19 protein-coding genes are annotated in these 20,102 nt (G+C 64.0%); 12 read left to right on the top strand and 7 right to left on the bottom strand.

Annotated features, from left to right (window positions below; all coding sequences use genetic code 11):
- Positions 1–31: 31 nt before the first annotated feature.
- The 6 genes from GEU84_RS14795 to GEU84_RS14770 are packed head-to-tail and all read right to left on the bottom strand — an operon-like array spanning position 32 to position 7,051.
- The gene (locus GEU84_RS14795) at positions 32–1,405 is read right to left on the bottom strand and encodes a M20/M25/M40 family metallo-hydrolase (protein WP_174539896.1); all 1,374 of its coding nucleotides are present in this window, start codon (positions 1,403–1,405) and stop codon (positions 32–34) included.
- A 3-nt stretch (positions 1,406–1,408) separates the two neighbouring features.
- The gene (locus GEU84_RS14790) at positions 1,409–2,383 is read right to left on the bottom strand and encodes an ABC transporter ATP-binding protein (RefSeq protein WP_152827418.1); all 975 of its coding nucleotides are present in this window, start codon (positions 2,381–2,383) and stop codon (positions 1,409–1,411) included.
- Positions 2,380–3,378: an ABC transporter ATP-binding protein gene (locus GEU84_RS14785; RefSeq protein ID WP_152827416.1), complete on the bottom strand. Its 999-nt coding sequence runs from the start codon at positions 3,376–3,378 to the stop codon at positions 2,380–2,382. The genes GEU84_RS14790 and GEU84_RS14785 overlap by 4 nt, the downstream gene beginning before the upstream one ends.
- A gap of 3 nt (positions 3,379–3,381) precedes the next feature.
- Positions 3,382–4,296 (bottom strand): ABC transporter permease, encoded by a 915-nt coding sequence (locus GEU84_RS14780; protein WP_152827414.1) that lies wholly within the window; start codon positions 4,294–4,296, stop codon positions 3,382–3,384.
- Positions 4,266–5,225, bottom strand: coding sequence for an ABC transporter permease (locus GEU84_RS14775; protein ID WP_152827412.1), 960 nt, complete (start codon positions 5,223–5,225; stop codon positions 4,266–4,268). The genes GEU84_RS14780 and GEU84_RS14775 overlap by 31 nt, the downstream gene beginning before the upstream one ends.
- A gap of 35 nt (positions 5,226–5,260) precedes the next feature.
- A complete protein-coding gene (locus GEU84_RS14770) occupies positions 5,261–7,051 on the bottom strand; it encodes a peptide ABC transporter substrate-binding protein (protein ID WP_152827410.1) in 1,791 nt (596 codons plus the stop codon).
- Between the two features lie 235 nt (positions 7,052–7,286).
- Here GEU84_RS14770 and GEU84_RS14765 point away from each other — a divergent pair, with 235 nt between their 5' ends.
- The 8 genes from GEU84_RS14765 to GEU84_RS14730 all read left to right on the top strand — a co-directional run bounded on the left by GEU84_RS14765 (position 7,287) and on the right by GEU84_RS14730 (position 15,624).
- A complete protein-coding gene (locus tag GEU84_RS14765; RefSeq protein ID WP_152827408.1) occupies positions 7,287–8,387 on the top strand; it encodes an aminotransferase class V-fold PLP-dependent enzyme in 1,101 nt (366 codons plus the stop codon).
- Positions 8,384–9,571, top strand: a complete 1,188-nt coding sequence (locus tag GEU84_RS14760; protein ID WP_152827406.1) for a M20 aminoacylase family protein — start codon at positions 8,384–8,386, stop codon at positions 9,569–9,571. Before GEU84_RS14765 ends, GEU84_RS14760 begins: the two co-directional genes overlap by 4 nt.
- Positions 9,572–9,702: 131 nt before the next feature.
- The gene (locus GEU84_RS14755) at positions 9,703–10,341 is read left to right on the top strand and encodes a GntR family transcriptional regulator (RefSeq protein ID WP_174539895.1); all 639 of its coding nucleotides are present in this window, start codon (positions 9,703–9,705) and stop codon (positions 10,339–10,341) included.
- A 96-nt stretch (positions 10,342–10,437) separates the two neighbouring features.
- Positions 10,438–11,970: a M81 family metallopeptidase gene (locus GEU84_RS14750; protein WP_152827403.1), complete on the top strand. Its 1,533-nt coding sequence runs from the start codon at positions 10,438–10,440 to the stop codon at positions 11,968–11,970.
- Between the two features lie 17 nt (positions 11,971–11,987).
- On the top strand, positions 11,988–13,472 hold the full coding sequence (locus GEU84_RS14745; protein WP_152827401.1) for a hypothetical protein: 1,485 nt from the start codon (positions 11,988–11,990) through the stop codon (positions 13,470–13,472).
- A 23-nt stretch (positions 13,473–13,495) separates the two neighbouring features.
- Positions 13,496–14,545: a threonine aldolase family protein gene (locus GEU84_RS14740; protein WP_217438581.1), complete on the top strand. Its 1,050-nt coding sequence runs from the start codon at positions 13,496–13,498 to the stop codon at positions 14,543–14,545.
- Entirely contained in the window at positions 14,542–15,237 is a 696-nt protein-coding gene (locus tag GEU84_RS14735) for an L-2-amino-thiazoline-4-carboxylic acid hydrolase (RefSeq protein WP_152827397.1), read from the top strand. Before GEU84_RS14740 ends, GEU84_RS14735 begins: the two co-directional genes overlap by 4 nt.
- Positions 15,238–15,243: 6 nt before the next feature.
- A complete protein-coding gene (locus GEU84_RS14730; protein ID WP_152827395.1) occupies positions 15,244–15,624 on the top strand; it encodes a Rid family detoxifying hydrolase in 381 nt (126 codons plus the stop codon).
- Between the two features lie 158 nt (positions 15,625–15,782).
- On the opposite strand, the gene GEU84_RS14725 is transcribed toward GEU84_RS14730, so the two are convergent.
- A complete protein-coding gene (locus GEU84_RS14725) occupies positions 15,783–16,256 on the bottom strand; it encodes an Lrp/AsnC family transcriptional regulator (protein ID WP_152827393.1) in 474 nt (157 codons plus the stop codon).
- 121 nt (positions 16,257–16,377) lie between these two features.
- Here GEU84_RS14725 and GEU84_RS14720 point away from each other — a divergent pair, with 121 nt between their 5' ends.
- Genes GEU84_RS14720 through GEU84_RS14705 form a run of 4 tightly spaced genes read left to right on the top strand, consistent with a single transcriptional unit; the run spans position 16,378 to position 20,101 of the window.
- On the top strand, positions 16,378–16,617 hold the full coding sequence (locus GEU84_RS14720) for a hypothetical protein (protein WP_152827391.1): 240 nt from the start codon (positions 16,378–16,380) through the stop codon (positions 16,615–16,617).
- Positions 16,614–17,849, top strand: a complete 1,236-nt coding sequence (locus GEU84_RS14715) for a thiamine pyrophosphate-dependent enzyme (protein ID WP_152827389.1) — start codon at positions 16,614–16,616, stop codon at positions 17,847–17,849. The genes GEU84_RS14720 and GEU84_RS14715 overlap by 4 nt, the downstream gene beginning before the upstream one ends.
- Before the next feature lie 3 nt (positions 17,850–17,852).
- Positions 17,853–18,869 (top strand): alpha-ketoacid dehydrogenase subunit beta, encoded by a 1,017-nt coding sequence (locus GEU84_RS14710; RefSeq protein ID WP_152827387.1) that lies wholly within the window; start codon positions 17,853–17,855, stop codon positions 18,867–18,869.
- Positions 18,869–20,101 (top strand): dihydrolipoamide acetyltransferase family protein, encoded by a 1,233-nt coding sequence (locus GEU84_RS14705; RefSeq protein WP_152827385.1) that lies wholly within the window; start codon positions 18,869–18,871, stop codon positions 20,099–20,101. The genes GEU84_RS14710 and GEU84_RS14705 overlap by 1 nt, the downstream gene beginning before the upstream one ends.
- Position 20,102 lies beyond the last annotated feature (1 nt).

The raw sequence follows: 20,102 nt of genomic DNA, 5'->3' as shown, positions 1-20,102 counted from the left end.
CACCATGCAACGGGTCCGTTCCAGGGGCGGGTCAGTTGGTCAGACCGCAATCCCAGACTATGCCTGCCATCAGCCGCAACGCCTGTTCTGCCATCGCCAGATCCATATGTTCGTCGCCCGAATGCTGGCCGCAGGCACGATGGGAATGGGGAATCCAGACCGTGGGCATTCCTGCGATATCTGCAAAGACATGGTTGGGCACCGATCCGCCAATATTGGGCAGTATCGCAGGGGCATTGCCCAGAGTCCGGGTGATCGAACCTGCCAGCCGGTCAACCCACGGGCTGCGAAGATCCGTCCGGGTAGCAGGTGACAAGCTGCCCGGCACCTCTGCCACCGTCACATCCGAAAATCCGGCAGCATCCAGATATCGGCGCAATGCGGGCACGATGTCATGTGCATCGGTGCCAACCACAAAACGCAACTGGCAGACCGCACGCGCGCTGGCCGCAATTGCCGCGACCGGGGCGGCATCGTTGCCCGCCGCCAAGGCCAGCACGCTGAGGCTGTTCCAGCCAAACACCCGCTCTGCCGGGGTCAGGCCAGGCTCGCCCCAATCCGGGTCGATCCGCCCTGCCACGTCGCCCAGTCCGCAATCGGCAATGGCGCGGCGTATGTCATCGGTCAGGCTGCCCGGACGCCATTCGGGCACGCGCAGGGCACCCCTTGCATCGGTCAGGCTGGCCAGCGCATGTGCCATACGGATCGCAGGATCGGTCAGCAACCCGCCCCAATGGCCAGAATGCTGCGGGCGATCACGCGGTGCGGCCGCCAATGTGAAGCGCAACGAGCCGCGCGCGCCCAGAAACAGCGTGGGCCTGCCCAGATCCAGCCGCGGCCCGTCGGATGCGATCAGCACATCGGCTTTGAAACGGTTGGGTTGAGTGCGCAACAAATCCGCCAGCCCCGGCGAGCCGCGCTCTTCGCCCATTTCGATCAGCAGGCGGCAATTGAACCCCAAGAAGCCACGCGTGGCGATCACCGCGCGCAGCGCTTCGATGTTGAGCGCGTGCTGACCCTTGTTGTCGGCGGTGCCCCGGCCATAAAGCCGCCCCTCGCGCTGGACAAGCTGGAACGGGTCCAAAGCCTGCGTCCAGCCGTCGCCGGCTGCAACCACATCGCCATGGCCATAGACCAGCACAGTGTCGAAAGCTGCGCTCTCTGTCCGCTCAGCCAGCAAGAAGGGCAGTTCTGGCGCGACCGGATTGTTCAGGACCGTGCAAGCAAAACCTAGCCCGCGCAGATCCGGGGCCAGAAGCTCCTCCAGATACTGCCGCATCACCTGCCCGCACTGCGGCGCTTGGCTGACCGTGGGCAAAGCGATCAGTTCGGCCAGCCGGGCCTGGAACTGGCCAGACGTTACCGTGTCGCCCGCACGATCAATGGCGGCCTGCCGCGCCTGCACAGTCTAGCCCCGCATGTGGCAGGCCACCATATGGCCTTGGCCACAGGGTTTCATCTCGGGCCGCTCTGTCGCGCACAGCGGAAGTTTGCGGATGGGGCAGCGGGAATGGAAATGGCATCCTGTCGGAGGGTTGATCGGGTTGGGCAACTCGCCGGACAGCTTGCGCCGCACCTTGTGGCGACCAGGTTCGGGAACCGGAATGGCCGACAGCAGCGCTTCCGTGTAGGGGTGCTGAGGCCCCGCATAAAGGGCAGAGGCATCGGCAATTTCCACCACTCGGCCCAGATACATCACCGCGATACGGTCGCTGACGTTTTCCACCACCGACAAGTCATGCGCGATGAACATGTACGCGAGCCCCAGATCATCCTGCAAATCCTTGAGCAGATTGACCACCTGCGCTTGGACCGAGACATCCAGCGCCGACACAGGCTCGTCACAGATGATCAGTTTGGGTTCCACCGCAAGAGCCCGCGCAATGCCCACCCGTTGCCGCTGGCCGCCGGAAAATTCATGCGGATAACGGCGCATGTGTTCGGGTTTCAGCCCCACCCGGTCCAGCAGCGCGGCAACCCGGACACGGCGATCGGCGGCATCGCGTCCCAGACCATGGATGGTCATTGCCTCGGCAATGATCGCGCCGATGGTCATGCGCGGATTAAGCGAGGCGAAGGGATCCTGAAAGATGATCTGCATGTCGCGCCGCAAGGCTTGTTGTCCGGCACCGTCCAGTGCGCGCACATCCTTGCCGTCAAAGGTCACACTTCCGCCCGTGGGCTCTATCAGACGCAGGATGCAGCGCCCGGTGGTTGACTTGCCGCAGCCGCTTTCGCCGACCACGCCCAGGGTCTGGCCCGCCCTCAGGTCGAAGCTGACCCGATCCACTGCGTGCACGGCCAGTTTGCTGCGACCGAACAACCCGGCCTGGATGGGAAAGCTCTTGCTCAGGTCACGAACCGAAAGCAGGGGGGCGGTCATGGCGCGATGGCCTCCGGGACGGAATGGAAACAGGCAAAATGATGATCGGCCGATGGGCTGGTCATCGGCGGTTGGGCGGCCAGACAATCTGCCTGCGCAAGCGGGCAGCGCGGGGCAAAGCGGCAACCCGGCGGATTTGCATATTGCGACGGGATCGATCCGGCAATCGTGTCCAGCCGCTTGTGCCGACCCTGTCCGCCGTCCAGTCGCGGTATCGACCGGATCAGACCGCGGGTGTAAGGATGCGCGGGGGCAGAGAACAGCCTATCCACCGTGCCTTCTTCGACCACACGTCCGGCATACATCACCACGGCGCGCTCGGCGGTTTCGGCCACCACCCCCATGTCATGGGTGATCAGCAGGATGGCCGTGCCCAGCCGTTCCTTCATGTCCTGCAGCATGTCCAGGATCTGCGCCTGAATGGTCACATCCAGCGCCGTTGTCGGCTCGTCCGCGATCAAGAGCTTCGGCTCGCAGGCCAGCGCCATGGCGATCATCACCCGCTGCCGCATCCCGCCGGAAAACTGGTGCGGGTAATCGCCCACGCGGCGCCGCGCGTCCGGTATGCCGACCATATCCAGCATTTCCACCGCCCGGTCCACTGCGGCTCGGCGGCCCAGGCCCATGTGCTGCCGGACCACCTCGGCAATCTGTTCTCCGACAGAATAGACCGGGTTCAGCGCCGTCATCGGTTCCTGAAACACGATGGCGATTTCGCGGGCTCGGATGCGGTTCATCTCGCGGATCGACAAAGGCACCAGATCGCGCCCCTGCCACAGGATCTGGCCGCTGGTGATCTGGCCCGGCGGCATCGGGATGAGTTTCAGCACTGAATGCGCGGTCACGGACTTGCCGCAGCCGCTTTCGCCCACAAGCGCCAGGGTCTCGCCCCGTGCCACGGTCAGGCTTACCCCGCGCACCGACCGGACAAGGCCTTCGTCGGTGTGAAAGCCGGTATGCAGATCGCGGATTTCCAGCAAGGGAGTTGTGGTCATGGGTCAGCGCACCTTGCGCGGGTCCAGCGCATCGCGCAGGCCGTCGCCAATGAAGTTGATGGACAGCACTGTAAGAAAGATCGCCAGGCCGGGAAACAGCGCCCAATGCGGGGCGATGCTGAGGAAGTCCTTCGCATCGAACAGGATGCGCCCCCAGGTCGGCGTATCGGGAGGAAAGCCCAGGCCAAGGAAGGATAGGGTGGATTCTGCGATGATCGCCTCGGCCACGCTGATGGTGCCTGCCACGATCACCGGCCCCAGAGCATTGGGCAGGATGTGCAGCACCACCTGCCGCAGGCGCGAGGCGCCCAGAGCGCGCGCAGCCTCGACAAACTCGCGTTCGCGGATGGTCAGGAACTGGGCCCGCACCAGCCGCGCCACCGGCATCCAGCGCAGGCCGCCGACGACCGCGATGATCAGCACGAACACCCCGACCTCGGGCCCGACCAGCCCCTTCAGCGCATCCCGGAACAGATAGATGATCAGCAGCAGCAGCGGCAGGGTGGGCAGCGCCAAGAACAGGTCGGTCAACCACATCAGAAAGGCATCCAGCGGTCCGCGTGACATGCCGGCCACCGCGCCGACCAGCGTCCCGATGACCACAGCAACCAGCATCGCGGCAAAGCCGACCGCCAGCGACACCCGCCCGCCATAGAGCAGCCGTGCCAGCAGATCCTGTCCCAGATCATCCGTGCCCAGCGGATGTGCCGCGGATGGCATGGCCAGCCGGGCGCGAAAGTCGATCTTGTCGATCGGCACGTTCCAGATCAGCGGTCCCAGCAGAACCAACGCCACCAGCAGGCCCAGCACCACGGTTCCCACCACTGCCATCCGGTGCTTGCGGAACCTCTGCCAGGACGTGGGCGCCCGGGGTTCGTCTGCCACGGTCAGTGTAGTTTGATGCGAGGGTCCAGCCATCGGTACAGCACATCCGCGATAAGGTTGAACAGGATGACGAGGCAGGCAAACACGAAGGTCACCGCCATGATGACAGGCGTGTCATTCGCCATGATCGACGAGATCAGCAGCGACCCGATCCCGGGCACGCGAAAGATCTGTTCGGTGACGATGGCCCCGCCAAAGACCACCGGCAATTCCAGTGCCACCATCGTCACCACCGGGATCAGCGCATTGCGCAGCACGTGCTTGACGATGACGACCCGTTCCGGCAGCCCCTTGGACCGCGCCGTCACGACGTAATCCAGCCGGATCACCTCCAGCACCGAAGACCTCACATAGCGCGTCCAGGACGCCGCCTGGAACAGCGCCAGCACCGTCACGGGCATGATCGACTGGCGCAGCTGCGCCCAGACCCAAGCGCCGCCGGTCTGTTCCAGATCCGCGCGGTAGATGAATGGCAACCAGTCCAACGTGATGCTGAACAACAGGATGAACAGCAGGCCCGTGAAGAAGGTTGGCAACGAGAACCCGATAAATGCCAATGTGCTGGCGATCTGGTCAAAGACCGAATAGGGCCGCATCGCCGCCAGCACGCCGACAGGCAGGGCAATGGCCAGTGCCAGCGCCTGTGCCGATCCAACCACCAGCAGCGTTGCCGGTATGCGTTGCCAGATCAGCGTGCCGACGTCGATCCGGTTGACAAGGGAATAGCCCCAGTCACCCTGCACCATCGCCAGCGCCCAGTTGACATAGCGAATGTGGATCGGCTGATCGAGGCCCAGCTTTTCGCGCATGTTGGCGATCACGTCGGGCGGGATGCCGGGGTTGCTGACCAGTTCGCCGAACACGTCGCCTGGGGCGAGGGCCAGCACGGCATACAGCACGACGCTGGCCCCTATGACCGACAACATGGCAATTGCCAGACGCCGTGCCAGAAACACCGCCATGTCAGTCCCCCTCGCCAGGTCGCAGGGTTACTGCCTCAGGCATCATAGTGCCAGTCCGACACGCGCCAAAGATAGCTGGTCCAGGTGCTGAGCGGGGCCTTCAGTCCCGTGCGAAGCCCGGCCGCCACCTTGCGGTAGATCAGCGGGATCACGACCACATCTTCGACGATCAGATCGTTCATGCGGATGAACATGGCAGCACGTTTCACCGGATCCATCTCGACCGAGGCCGCCGCCTCGAGTTCGTCGAACTCGGCGTTGCGCCAGCGGGTGACATTGCGCAACTGCCAGTTGTTCGCCTTTGCCGAGACTTCCGATGACAGGAACTGCTGCATGAACAGCCCCGGATCAGGTTCGCGCATGGGCGAGGTATACATCTGGATGTCACAGTAGAAATGCCCGAACGTGTCGGAGTTGCCCGGATCGGCCGAGAAAAAGATGCCAGGCGCCACGACCTTCAACTCCATGGCGATGCCGGCTTCCTCGCAGGCCTGTTTCACGACGGTCTGGGTTTTCTGGCGCTGGCCGGCCGTGGGCGACTGGAACACCAGCGACAGCTTCACCCCGTCCTTTTCGCGAATGCCGTCGCGCCCGCGGACCCAGCCGGCGGCATCAAGAAGGCCGTTCGCCTTGTCGATGTCGAACTCCCAGCTGGTGTTCTTTGAGGTAAAGCGGTCCGGGGTGTTGATAAAGTTGCCCGTCGCCTCGCCCGAGCGGCCATAGATGAACTCGGCGATTGCGGCACGGTCGACCAGCAGGGCCAGCGCATCTCGCACCGCCTTGTCCTTGAAAACGGGGTGCTGCGTGGTCACGCTGGCGCGTTCACCATCGACCTCGGTCCACGGGTCGGTGGTGTTCAGCTGCATGTGTTCGATGTTTGCGCCTGCGATCAGCCGCACCTCGCCCTGACCGCTTGCACCCATGCTGTCGAGGATCTCGTCCTCGACCGACAGGTTCCAGGCAAAGTCATATTCGCCCGTCTGCAAGACCGCCCGCGCGGCCGAGGCCGCATCGCCGCCGCCCTTCATTTCAATCGCGTCAAAGTAGGGGCGGTTCGGAACGTGATAGTTCGGGTTCGCCTTGGCCGAGATCAGGTCGCCCGGCACGAAATTGGTGATGATGAATGGCCCGGTGCCCACGGGGCGCAGGTTCATCGGGGCATCCTTGGCCCTGGCACCGCGATAGTCCTGATACAGGTGCTTGGGCAGGATCAGCCCACGGGTGCCGACGAAGGCGTCGGGCCAAAACGGCCTGGGTGTCTTGAAGACCAGCCGGATGGTGTGATCATCGATCTTTTCGAAGGTAACATCGCGGTAGGTGCCCATCGTATAGGCCAGCGTTTCAGGATCCGACGCGAATTCGGCCGTGAACAGGCAGTCATCGGCGGTAAATGGCGTGCCATCATGCCAGGTCACTCCGCGCTTCAGCTTCCATGTGACTGAGGTTCCGTCTTGCGATACGCCGCCGTTTTCCACGCTTGGCAGTTCCTCGGCCAGGATGGGGGTCAGGTTGCCCTCTTCATCCCAGCTGGCAAGAGGTTCGTAGAAAAGATAGATCGCATGCTGGTCAGCCGAACCCACCGCAAAATGCGGGTTCAACTGCGAAGCTGGCTGCCATTGCAACAGCTTGACCGTGCCACCACCGCCTGCCTTGGTGGGCGTGTAGTCGAAACTCGTCTGGGCATGGGCGATGCCGTTGTGTGCAAGCATGGTGGTTGCCAGCGGTGCAGTCAGGCCCACAGCCAGCATACGCTGCACAAAGTCGCGCCGCGACATTGCACCTTGCTTGACGCGGCCGATCAGGCCGCGAATTTCCTGTTCCTTCATGGCTTCATCCCTGTCTGGGTCTGGCCCTTCCCCCATGCGGTGGTGGGCTTGATTGCGGAATCGTCTGTCTGCGTTCCGATTACAGGCAGGTTACAGCAGGCTTCCGATGCGTCAAGATAAAATATAAGTTATCTCTTTAATTTCGTCTAACAGATAAAAGATACTTGTTTGAAGCGCTCCGGACGACTAGCCTTCGCCTCAACTGGTGCGTGCCACCTCGTCGAAGGCCGATTCCATGCTGAACACCAACACAGTCACCGAGGACGCACCGGCCTGCTGCGCCGCGCTTTTCCCGGTTACGCGCGACTGCGTCTATCTGGACACAGGCAGCGCCGGCCTTGCGCCGGCAGGCATGGGGGCGGCCGCCGCGCAGTTCTATGATGTTGCAAAGACGATGGGGTATAACGGCCGCGCCATCTGGCAGGACAGGGCCGCGCATGTGCGCGGCGCATTGGCGACATTCCTGGCGGTGGAGGGCCCCGAGATTGAGTTCTTGTCAGGCACGACCGATGCGCTGAACCTTGTCGCGCACAGCATGCCCTGGCAACCGGGGGACGAGGTGGTGTTCGCCGAGGATGACTTCCCATCGGTCCGGCTGGCATGGCTCGCGGCGGAACGGGCCGGCGCAACGCTGAAACCTGTGGCCATCCCCTCCGAAGCCGAGCGGACCGAGGCGCTGATCGCCGCCATCACCCCGCGCACCCGGCTGGTCGCCACGGCGCATGTGCAGTCGGCCAGCGGCACGAGAGTGGATCTGGACCGGATCGGCCAGGCCTGCCAAGCGCAGGGCGCGCTGTTCGTGGTGGATGGCATCCATGCGCTTGGGGCTACGCCGATCCCGCTTGACCATGTCGATGTCTTTGCGGCCGGTGTGTTCAAATGGATGCTGGCAGGCTTTGGCCTGTCGGTCTGTGTGTTAAGGCCGCGGGCCCGCGCGATGCTACGCCCGGCCTACCGCGGCTATCTTAACCCTGACGAGGGCGATGGCTTCCGGTTCGCCCATGTCAATTACCCCGGCCTCTTTGCGCTTGCGGCATCAATGGACCTGATGCAAGGGCTGGGGTGGGGCACGATCCACCGGCGCACATCGGCCCTTGTCGACTGGCTGGCGGAAGATCTGCAGGATCTGGGCATCGAACTTGCCGCGCCACCCTATGCCCGTGCCGGCGTCGCCAGCCTGCCGGTGCCCGATTCCGCTGCGGTTCAACGGGCGCTGGCGGCACAATCCATCCACGTGGCATCCAAGGGCCCGCTGTTGCGCGCCACGCCATTCTTCTACAACTCACGCGAGGATATCGCACGGTTCGTGCGGGCCCTGAAAGGAGCGCTGCGATGATCCCTGCCGCTGTTCTGGACGATCTGGTGGCCCTGCGCCGCGACATTCATGCCCATCCCGAACTGGGGATGGAGGAATTCCGCACTTCGGCAATGGTCGAGGACCGTTTGCGCAGCTGGGGGATCGAGACCGTGACAGGCATCGGCAAGACCGGGGTGGTGGGGATCATCCACGGTCGCCTTCCCGGTCAGCGGATGATCGGCTTGCGCGCCGACATGGATGCCCTGCCGATTGCAGAAACCACGGGCTTGCCCTGGGCCTCGACCACGCCGGGGGTCATGCATGCCTGCGGCCATGACGGACATACCACGATGCTGCTGGGTGCGGCCCGTCATCTGGCAGAGAACCGCGATTTTTCCGGCACTGTGATCCTGATCTTTCAGCCCGCCGAGGAAGGGCGCGGCGGCGCGCGCGCAATGGTTGCCGACGGTCTTTTCGACCGCTATCCCTGTGACGCGATTTACGGCATGCACAACTGGCCTGGCGCAGCGATCGGCAAGATCGCTGTGCGCCCCGGCCCTGTGGCGGCGGCGGGCGACCGTTGGCGCGTGACTTTCCGGGGCACCGGCGGACATGGTGGCGCAACGCCACACCTTGCCACCGATGTGACGGTGGCGGCAGGGCATTTCCTGCTGGGGGTGCAGACAATCGTCAGCCGCAATGTCGCCCCCCAGGAAACTGCCGTGGTGTCGGTCGGCCATGTTGCGGCCGGGGCGCTGGATGGGCCCAATATCATGCCGACGGAACTTCTGGTGGCCGGAGTCTGCCGCAGCTATCTGCCGCATGTTCGCGAAGTGCTGAAGGCACGCCTGACCACCCTCGCCGAAATGCACGCAGCTGCGCAGGGATGCACCGCCGAAGTCGCCTACTGGCGCAGCGGATATGCCGTGATCAATGCCGAAGCCCCGGCGCTCGCCGCACGCGCCGCAGCCATCGCGGCGGTGGGTGAGGAGAATTTTGTTCCAGACCGTCCGCCAAGCACCGGGGGCGAGGACTTTGCCGAAATGATGCAGGTGGTGCCGGGCTGCATGGCCCACATTGGCAACGGCGACGACAGCCTGAACCCTGCCCCGCGCTTGCATCGCCCGGATTACGACTTCAACGATGCCGCAATCCCGCATGGAGTCGCCTTTTGGGTTGAACTGGTGCAGCAAGAGCTTGGCGCGTTGCGACGATCACTGTAGCACGATGAATGTATAATGTATCCTTGATCCGGGCCGTGTTCGGTCCGGGCCCGCCGCAAAAGACAGGTATCTGCATGGGAAACGCCCCTATCCGCTCTGCCCGCCCGCCCGTCCATCTAAAACGCCAGACCATGGCGGGTCAGGTCGCCGAAGAACTGCGGCGCCGCATCCTGTCGGGCGACTATGCCGAGGGCGAGCAACTGCTGCAGGAGCAGCTGGCGCAGGAATTCGGCGTCAGCAAGGTTCCCGTCCGCGAGGCGCTGCACCTTCTCGAAGCCGAGGGGCTGATCTCGCAGCAGTTCCATCGCGGCGCCGTCGTCACCGGCATTTCTCCCCGGGATCTGATGGAGCTGTTCGAGCTGCGTGCCCAGATCGAGGGCTGGCTGCTGGGGCTGGCCATGCCGCGGGCAACCGAAGCCGACATCGGCGCGGCCAGCGCGCGCAACGCCCAGCTGCGTGCCACGACAGATGCGGTCGTGGGATGGGATCTGAACTGGCGCTTTCATGAAATGCTGTATGTGCCCGCGGGCAAGCCGTATATCCTGGATCACCTGCGTCAGTTGCACACCCGCACCGCCCGCTATGTGCGCGAGGTCTATGACACCGCGACAAGCCGCCAACAGGTTACCGAAGAGCATGAAGCCATCCTGCACGCCTATGCGCGTCAGGATCCGGGCACGGCTTCATTGGTGTCGGACCATATCCTGCGCGGCGCGCGCAAGCTGACCGACCGGCTGTCAGAGATCCAGTTGCAACCAACCGCTCCCTGATGGCTGGAGCGCTGGTTCCAGATAGAGCTCCGGCTTGGACGCAACTAAAGTATACTTTCTATTTCCGCTTATCGTACAGATCTTCCACGAGGTCACATGCTCAGAAGCCCCCGCATCGCCATCGTTGGCCTGCATCTCGAGGCCAATGGTTTTGCCCCGCCGACAACGAAACAGGATTTTCTGGCTGAGTGCTGGGAAGAAGGTGACGCGATCTCCGCCCGGGCCCGCCAGGTCAGCCATTTGCCGCTGGAACTGCGAGGGTTCTATGCCAGGATGGATGCCACCGGGCCATGGGAGCCGGTGCCGTTGATCGTGCTGGCAGCCCAGCCCGGCGGGCCTGTGGAACAGGCTGTGTTCGACGAATTCCTGTCGATTGCCGAAACCCGGTTGCGCGCGGCCGGGTCGGTGGATGCCGTCTATGTGTGCAGCCACGGCGGGTCGCTATCGACCGGCGATGATGACAACGACGGCACGCTGGTGCTGCGGATCCGCAATTTGGTGGGGCTGGATATCCCCATCGTCATCACCCATGACCTGCATTGCAACGTCTCGCGTCGCATGGTCGAGGCGGGGGATGCGCTGGTGGCTTATCGCACCAACCCGCATGTGGACCATCGTGAATGTGCAGCTGAGGCGGCTGACATCCTGCGTCGCATGACCGGACCGGAACGCCTGCGCACCGCCAAAGCGCATGTGCGGGTGCCGATTGTGCCCTGGCCGGCGACAACAATGCTGTCAAGCGAGGGGCCCTATGCAGACCTGCTGCACTTGGCGAGGCAACTTGGCGCAACCCCGGTTGTCAACATCTCGGTCACAGCGGGGTTCGTGTTATCGGACCTGCCGAAATGCGGGATCACGGTGAATGTAACGACCGAGGGCGACAAGGCACTTGCGGATGCTCTGGCCAATCGCATCGCGACCGCTGCCTGGGCCGATCGTCACAGATATTTCGCAGATCTGCTGTCGCTGGATCAGGCTGTAGGCATCGCGGCCGAGGCGGCCATGGGTAGGCGCGCGCCGCTGATCCTGGCGGATGTGGCAGACAATCCGGGAGGCGGTGGGCTGGGCAACACCACGTGGCTGCTGCGTGCCCTGCATGAAGCCCACGTGGGCGGCGTGATCCTGGGGTTGTTCTGCGACCCTGCACTATCTGCACAGGCCCATGCGGCAGGCGTCGGCGCGCGTTTTGACGCCTGCTTTGCCCCGGTCGAATCCGAGTTTACCCGCAGCTTCGCATGCCCCGTCACAGTGCGCGGGCTGCATGACGGGACGGTCGTCGGGCGCCGGGGCCGCGATGCAGGACGCGAAATCAGACTGGGACCGAGTGCGCTGGTGGAACTCGACAGTTCCGGCATCCGCGTCGTCGTCACCTCGCTGCGCGAACAGCCGGCCGACCCGATGCCGTTCGAGATGTTCGGCATTGACATAGCCCAAGCCCGCGTTGCCGTGCTGAAAAGCTGCGCCCACTTCCGGGCAGGCTTTGACGAATTCTTCACCCCTGACCGGATCCACGAGGTCGACGTGCCGGGCCTGACCAGCAACGTGCTGGAAAACTTTACCTTTCGCGGGCTGCAGCGGCCAATCTGGCCCCTTGACCGAAATTTTGAATGGGCACCGCCCTCCCCCTGAGATGCTTGGAGACTGCCATGGCTCGCTGGAGCTACCGTTACGAACTTTACCGCCATCTGCGCGCCAACGCGCAAACCATATTTGCCGAGGCGCGGGCAGCCGGCGCCGATCTGGGCATCACGCCCGAGACCCGCGGCACCGTCGGCCTGACCGGCGCGGTTTCGGCCATGCACGGTGCGCTGCGGCGCGAGGTGGCCGAGGCGATGGACGCCACAGCCTTCAAGCCCGTCTCCAGCGCGGCGCTGGACGAGGAAATCCGCCATCTGATCAAGCAGACCTATGGCGACGGCTACGATGCGGCGCTTGTCAACACCTGCGAAGCGGGATTGATGGTGGCCTTTGACGTGCTGTGCGCGCCGCCGACACTGGGCAGGGGCACACCCTATCGCGGGCGGTATCTGGCGCTGTATGAGCGGTTCATGCACCACCCGGGCGCCTATGGCCGCCCCTTTCCGCCGAAATACAAGGAATATCTGGCCGAACAGGGCGAAAGCTCGGGCGAATACGGCATTCAGGGAAAGCGCGTGGCAGATTTGGACGTCGCCATGGTGCGGATGGCCGGTGCCGATTACACGGCGCATGGCATCAAGCACCATCCGGCGCTCAACCTGCTGCACGTCGATGCGCCCGCAACAGTGGCGCGGCTGGAGGCAATGGCCGAACGCCATGCGGGATCGCTGGTTGGTCTTGCCTCGCTGGCCTATGATACTCCGGGCTACGGCTATGGGCAGAAAGGCCCTGACGGCACACCGCTGATCCAGTCCGGCATGGCGCGCATCGCGCAGGAATATGATGTGCCCTATATCGTCGATAACGCCTGGTCAGCGCCCATCGTCGGCGCCGACATCCGCAAACTGGGAGCCGATGTGATGGTTTACAGCATGGACAAAGTGACCGGCGCCCCCACCTGCGGCCTGATCATCGGCAAGGAAGAACCGATGATCCAGATCCGCCGGGCGCTTGGCATCCACGGCCCACGCGCCGGGGGCCTGTCGTCACATGGCAAGGCGTCGTTCAATGCGATTGATCCGGGCAAAGAGGCGCTGGTCGGCGCGCTTGCAGCCATGCGCATCTTGCGAGAGCGGCCCGGCGCGGTGCTGGGTGCGCTGGACCGGCTGCACGAACTGGTAGTCGAAGAATTCCAGACCATGCCCGAGCCTCTGCGCCAGGGGTGGACGATCTTCAAGTCGCGCAATTCGCTGGTGGTGGAACTGACCTACAACGGCACTTGGGGTGCGCCGGATGCGCATGGCAACACCGCCATGGGTATTCCAATCTTCACCGTCGAGGACATGTATGCTGGCACCAACCTGATCCAGGCCGGGCTGCAGCAGATGGGCCTGGCACCCACCATCACATTCGACGGCAATATCTGGGTGTCGAACGGGCTTGGCAACGTGGACGGCAATGGCAACCTGCTGGAGGCACCGACGCGCCTTGCCCTGCGCGGTCTGTTCCGCATGATCGAAATTGTCAGCCGCCACGCGGGGTATCCCGCATGACCACGGAACCGACCAGGCCACCCATGACCCGCTTTGACTTTGACCTTTACAGTGATACGAAAACCCGCCCGTCCCCCGGCATGCTGCGCGCGGTGCTGGAGGCCGAGGTTGGCGACGAACAGCATGGCGAGGATCCGACGGTTGACCGGTTGACGGCACGGGTCGCTGCGATGCTGGGCAAGGAGGCGGCGGTGTTCGTTCCCTCGGGCACCATGGCCAACGAAATCTCTATGCTGGTGCAGTGTCGCCCCGGCGACGAGATTCTGGCCCACCGCGACTCGCATCTGCTCAATTTCGAGGCTGGCGGCGCTGCGGCACTGGCAGGCGCGATGGTCCGCCCGCTGGACGGGCCACGCGGCATGTTCGATGCCGATACGGTGCGCGCCGCCTTGCGCCGCGTGGCACGCGTTCTGCCACACAGCCGGGTGGTGGTGTTTGAACAGACCACGAATCTGGGCGGCGGCGCTGTCTGGCCAATGGACCAGATGACCGAGATTGCCACACTGGCGCGCGATGCCGGGCTCGCGGTGCATATCGACGGCGCGCGACTGATGAACGCCTGTGTGGCCAGCGGGGTCGGGCCTGCGGTCTATGGGGCGCTGGCCGATACCGTCTACATGGACTTTACCAAGGGGCTCGGCGCGCCGTTTGGTGCCGTGCTGGCCGGCGACCGGGACACGATCAACGCGGCCTGGCGCTGGAAACAGCGGCTGGGCGGGTCCATGCGGCAGGCGGGCCTGATGGCGGCGGCCTGTCTTTATGCGCTGGATCACAACATCGACCGGCTGGCGATCGACCATGCCAATGCTCAGACGCTGGCCAGCGGGCTTGCCGCCTTGCCGGGGGTCGCGGTGCGCACGCCGGAAACCAACATGGTCTTTGCAGACCTGACGGATTCCGGGATGACGGCGGTCGAGTTCGACCGTGCCCTGTGGTCGGTCGGAGCGCGGGTCAGCATCCAAGGGCCAACCACGATCCGCGCCGTCACCCATTTGGATATCGATCGCAGCGGCATCGACCTTGTGGTTGAGGCCGCAGGCCGAATTCTTGCCGGGCGGGGGCCGCGGGCATGACGCATCCCTATTACAGCGCCCGTGCCCCGCAGATCGCGGCGGAGTTCCGAGACAGCCTGCGCCTTGCCGCGCCCGCCTTTGCACGTGCAGCGCCGCAGCTTGACATTGACGCCCTCTGGCCCGAGATCGCGACCCAATTGCAAGACGTGATCGCGGCGCTGCCCTGGGTCGGGGGCGATGGCGGGCGCATGACGGGATATTTCGAACAGAACGCCGGGGTGATCGCCCTGGGTCGGGTGCTTATCGCCCATGGTCTGCCCAAACCCGTCGCTGCCCACCTTTTGCAGCGCACATTTCTGGCCCGGCTTGGCGCAATGGACAGGGACGCACGTTCTGCGCTTGGTCATGCCTTCATGTCACCCGCCTCGCTTGACCGGTTGCGTTTCCTGGCCCTCGAAAGCCAGAACAAGGAAAACCCCGGCGATTTCGTCTACACTTTTGTCGAACCGGGCCAAGAGAATGGCGAAACCTTTGATTTTGGCCTGAATTATCAGGAGTGCGGTTTCTGCAAACTGTGCGGAAAAACCGGCGACACTGACATCTTGCCAATGATCTGTGGCATGGACGAAGAATCCTATGCGCTGCGCGGGGTGCGGCTGACCCGGACCCAGACCTTGGCCAGCGGTGCAACGCACTGCAACTTTCGCTATCGCCAGATGACTCCGGGCGAAATGCCTGATCCGGAAAGCTGAGGCCGCATGACCCAGATAACCACCCCCGATGCGCCGCGCGCCCTTGGTCCCTATTCCCAGGGGCGCTGCATTGGCAACCTGCTGTTCACCGCCGGGCAGATCGGGCTTGATCCCGCCACGCTGACCCTTCCCCGGGAGCCGGAGGCCCAGATCAGGCAGGTTTTTGCAAATCTGCGCGCCATCGTCACGGCGGCGGGTGGCGACACCGGCAGCATTCTGAAGTTGACCGTCTATCTGACGGATCTTGACCATTGGCCCCTCGTCAACAGCGTCATGGAATCGGAGTTTACCGCCCCCTACCCCGCCCGCACCGCCGTCGGCGTTGCGGCCCTGCCCTTGGGCGCCTTGGTTGAAGTCGAGGCGGTGGCCCAGATCTCAACCTTCTGACCACAGATCAGGGCTCACAGATCCGGGCCACCAGCGCAGCGTTGTTGCGGGTAGTCCTGTTGCCGCGCATGCCAGTCAGACAGACGGCGGCCCATCCCTTGCGCGGCATTGCACGGACAAGCGCGCACGCCTTGAAAACCGCCTGAGAGTTTTGGTTGCTAGTCTGGGATCGGGACGCCGCCTTCTTTCAGACAGCGAAGTGCGAAGCTTGACCGCGAATGGCGGATGCCCGGCACACGATAAAGCCGGTTTCGCAGGAACTCTTCATAGCCCCGCGTGCCATTCACCGCGACCTTGATGATGTAGTCATATTCCCCCGTTACCAGCCAGACCTCGATCACCTCGCGCATTTCCGCCATCTGGCGGCCAAAGGTTTCCAGCACGGCATCGTCGTGCCGGTCCATGGTCACTTCGATCAGCACGGTTTCGGACACGCCCAACCGGTCACGGTCCAGCCGCGCCGTATAGCCGAGGATGTAGCCTTCATCCTCCAGCCGCCTTGTGCGCTGCCAGCAAGGGCTGGGCGACAGGCCGACATGCTCTGCCAGTTGGGCATTCGTGATACGCCCGTCTTTTACCAGCTCGCGCAGAATGCGTCTGTCGATTGCATCCAGAGAGGTTGAAGAACTCATGCTGCCATTTCCGAATAATTCAAATGGATCATCTGCAAAATAGCAAAATTGCCAAAAGATCAAAAGAATATTTTCTGGTTTTGCAGTTAGGCTTTTCGTGACTTCCAGAAAGAGGCGCACTGTGCCAACCATCGAATTCCGCACCGCAGCCCCGCTTCAAGCCGTGCAAAGAGCACTGGACGAGCTGGCGCGGGCAGGTTTTGACCTGGCCCAACTTTCAGTCCTTTCCACGCAGACTGACGCTGCGGTCCGCCTTGCGTTTGTCGGGGCGGGCAGCGTTCCGCCACGCACCTATGCCCTTCGCGTGATGGGCATCCCTTGCATCCATGCCATGTCCCTGTCGGAAGACCTGCATCCATGACCCACACCGCCCTCAGCCTGCGTTTCGCGGCGCCTGATGTCCGGCCCGGCGCCGCCCCTGACTTCTCGCAGTTTCAGGTTCCGGTCGCGGGCGAGATGCCCCGCCCCGCCATAGACGCCACCCCCGAGACCCTGCGCGACCTGGCTTTCGGCATGATCCGGGTGCTGGATGACACGGGTCAGGCCGTGGGCCCCTGGGCCGACATGCCCGACCTGACCGACGACATGCGCCGCGAGGGTCTGCGCCACATGCTCAAGCTGCGGGCCTATGATGCGCGGATGCTGCTGGCGCAGCGCCAGCAAAAGCCCAGTTTTTACATGCAACACCTGGGCGAAGAGGCGGTCTCCTGCGCATTTCAACGCGCCCTGCGCCCCGGCGACATGAATTTTCCGACCTATCGGCAGGCGGGGCTGCTGATCGCCTCGGGCTATCCCGTCAAGACCATGATGTGCCAGGTTTATGGCAATGACGGCGACCCGGTGCGCGGGCGGCAGTTGCCGGTGTTCTATTCCTCCAAGGAACACGGTTTCTTTTCGATCTCGGGCAACCTTGGCACGCAATACATTCAGGCCGTGGGCTGGGCCATGGGATCGGCAATCGCGGGCGATGACAAGATCGCGGCAGCCTGGATCGGCGATGGCTCGACCGCTGAAAGCGATTTTCATGCGGCCATGGTCTTTGCCTCGACCTACCGGGCACCGGTCGTCTTGAACATCGTCAACAACCAATGGGCGATTTCCACGTTCCAGGGGCTGGCGCGGGGCGGGGCGGGGTCTTTTGCGGCGCGTGGCCATGGGTTTGGCATCCCTGCGTTGCGGGTGGATGGCAACGATTATCTGGCCGTGCTGGCCGTGGCCCGCTGGGCCACTGAACGCGCCCGTGCAAACCTCGGCCCCACGCTGATCGAACATGTCACCTACCGCGCGGCGGGCCATTCAACGTCAGATGATCCGTCTGCCTATCGCCCCTCGGACGAGGATGCCTGCTGGCCGCTGGGTGATCCGGTCCTGCGGCTGAAACAGCACTTGATCGCCCGCGGTGCCTGGAGCGCGGAACGCCACATCCAGGCCGAGGCCGAGGTCATGGCCGAGATTGCTGCTGCACAGAGAAAGGCAGAGGCCATCGGCACGCTGCACAGCGGTCGTCGCCCCAGCCCCGCCGAGATGTTCGATGATGTCTATGCCGAGATGCCCCCGCATCTGCGGCGCCAACGCCAGCAAGCGGGGTTCTGAAGGATGCCGTGCATGACGATGATCGAAGCCATCCGCGACGCGCTGGATGTGGCGCTTGCCCAAGACCCCGAAGTTACGGTCTTTGGCCAGGATGTGGGCTTTTTCGGCGGCGTCTTCCGCTGCACCGCAGGCTTGCAGAAGAAACACGGCGAGACGCGGTGTTTCGATACGCCGATCTCGGAGCTTGGCATCGTCGGGGCCGCCATCGGCATGGCCAGTTACGGCTTGAAACCCGTGGTCGAGATCCAGTTTGCCGACTACATGTATCCGGCCTATGACCAAATCGTGTCCGAGGCCGCGCGTCTGCGCTTTCGTTCGGCTGGCGAGTTTACCTGCCCCATGGTTATCCGCATGCCCACTGGTGGCGGCATCTTTGGCGCCCAGACCCACAGCCAGTCACCCGAGGCGTTGTTCACCCATGTGGCGGGGCTGAAAACCGTCGTGCCCTCGAACCCGCATGACGCCAAGGGGCTTTTGCTGGCAGCCATCGCCGATCCCGACCCGGTGATCTTTCTGGAGCCCAAGCGCATCTACAACGGGCCCTTTGATGGCCACCACAACCGCCCTGTCACCGCTTGGCGCAGTCATCCCTTGGGTGAAGTGCCCGAAGGCCCCTACACCCTGCCGCTGGGCCAGGCCGTGATCCGCCGCGAGGGGGCGGCGCTGACGGTTCTCGCCTATGGCACGATGGTGCATGTGGCCTTGGCCGCCGTGCAGGAAGGCGGCATTGACGCAGAGGTCATCGACCTGCGCACCCTTCTGCCGCTGGATCTTGAAACCATCACCACCTCGGTGCGCAAAACGCGCCGCTGTGTCGTGCTGCATGAGGCGACCCTCACCTCGGGCTTCGGCGCGGAACTCGCGGCCCTCGTTCAGGCGGAGTGCTTCTGGCACCTTGAGGCCCCGGTTGAGCGCGTGACGGGTTGGGACACGCCCTATCCTCATACCAACGAATGGGATTACTTCCCCGGCCCGGCCCGCGTGGCCGCCGCCTGTCACCGTGTGCTGGAGGTGAAGTGATGGGTATCCATATCATCCGCGTTCCCGACATCGGCGAAGGCATCGCAGAGACAGAAATTGCCGAATGGTTCGTGAAACCCGGCGACCTGGTGGCCGAGGATCAGCCTATCGCCGCGATGATGACCGACAAGGCCACGGTTGATGTGCCCACCCCCGTCGCTGGCCGCGTCATTGCCTTGGCGGCCGAGGTGGGGGCAACCCTCGCCGTGCGGGCCGAACTGATCCGTCTGGAAGTAGCGGGCGAGGGAAACCTTGGCACGGAACCGCAGGCGCATCCCGCCGCCGCGTTTGCTCCGGTGATCAAGGCCGATCCGGCCCTGCAGCCCTCTCGGCCCGCCGCCACCAAAGCCGCACCATCCCGCCACACGGGCGCGCCCCTGGCTGCGCCCTCGGTCCGGGCGCTGGCGCGCGATACCGGGGTTGACCTGCGCCTTGTCACGGGCTCTGGCCCCGAGGGGCGGATACTGCGCGAGGATGTCGCGAATTTTGACGCGCGCGCCCACTCTGACCGCGGCCCCCGCCTGAGGGACAGCGTCGAGGAGGTCCGCATCATCGGCCTGCGCAAACGCATCAGCCAGCGGATGCAGGAGGCAAGCCGCGTCCCCCATATCACAATCGTCGAGGAGGTGGACGCAAGCGCGCTGGAGATCCTGCGCCTGCGCCTGAACGACCGTGCCAGATCGCGCCCCGGCACGCCCAGGCTGACGCTGCTGCCCTTGATCACCCGCGCCATCGTGCAGGCGGTGGCCGATCAGCCGATGATGAACGCCCACCACGACCCGGACGCCGGCCTTGTCCGCCGCTTTGGTGCGGTGCATATCGGCATCGCGGCCCAGACGACGCAAGGTCTTGTCGTGCCCGTCTTGCGCCACGCCGAGGCCCTTGGCCTGACTGAAACGGCAAGCGAGATCGCCCGTCTGGCCGACGCGGCCCGAGGGGGCCGCGCCACTCGCGACGAGCTTTCGGGATCGACCATCACCATCACCTCGCTGGGCACCCTCGGGGCACTTGCCACCACGCCGATACTCAACGTGCCCGAGGTCGCCATCATCGGCATCAACCGCATGGCAACCCGGCCCTTCTGGACCGGATCGACCTTCGAGCCGCGCAAGATGATGAACATCTCCTGCAGCTTTGATCACCGGGTGGTCGATGGCTGGGATGCCGCTGTTTTCGTCCAGAAGATCAAGGATTTGCTGGAGACTCCTGCCCTCTTGTTCGTGGAGCCATGAG

Origin of the sequence: Fertoeibacter niger, assembly GCF_009380135.2 — a bacterium.
GTDB classification, from domain to species: Bacteria; Pseudomonadota; Alphaproteobacteria; order Rhodobacterales; family Rhodobacteraceae; genus Fertoeibacter; species Fertoeibacter niger.
The sequence above is the reverse complement of the archived record's forward strand: the minus strand, read 5'-3'. Positions and strand labels throughout refer to the sequence as shown.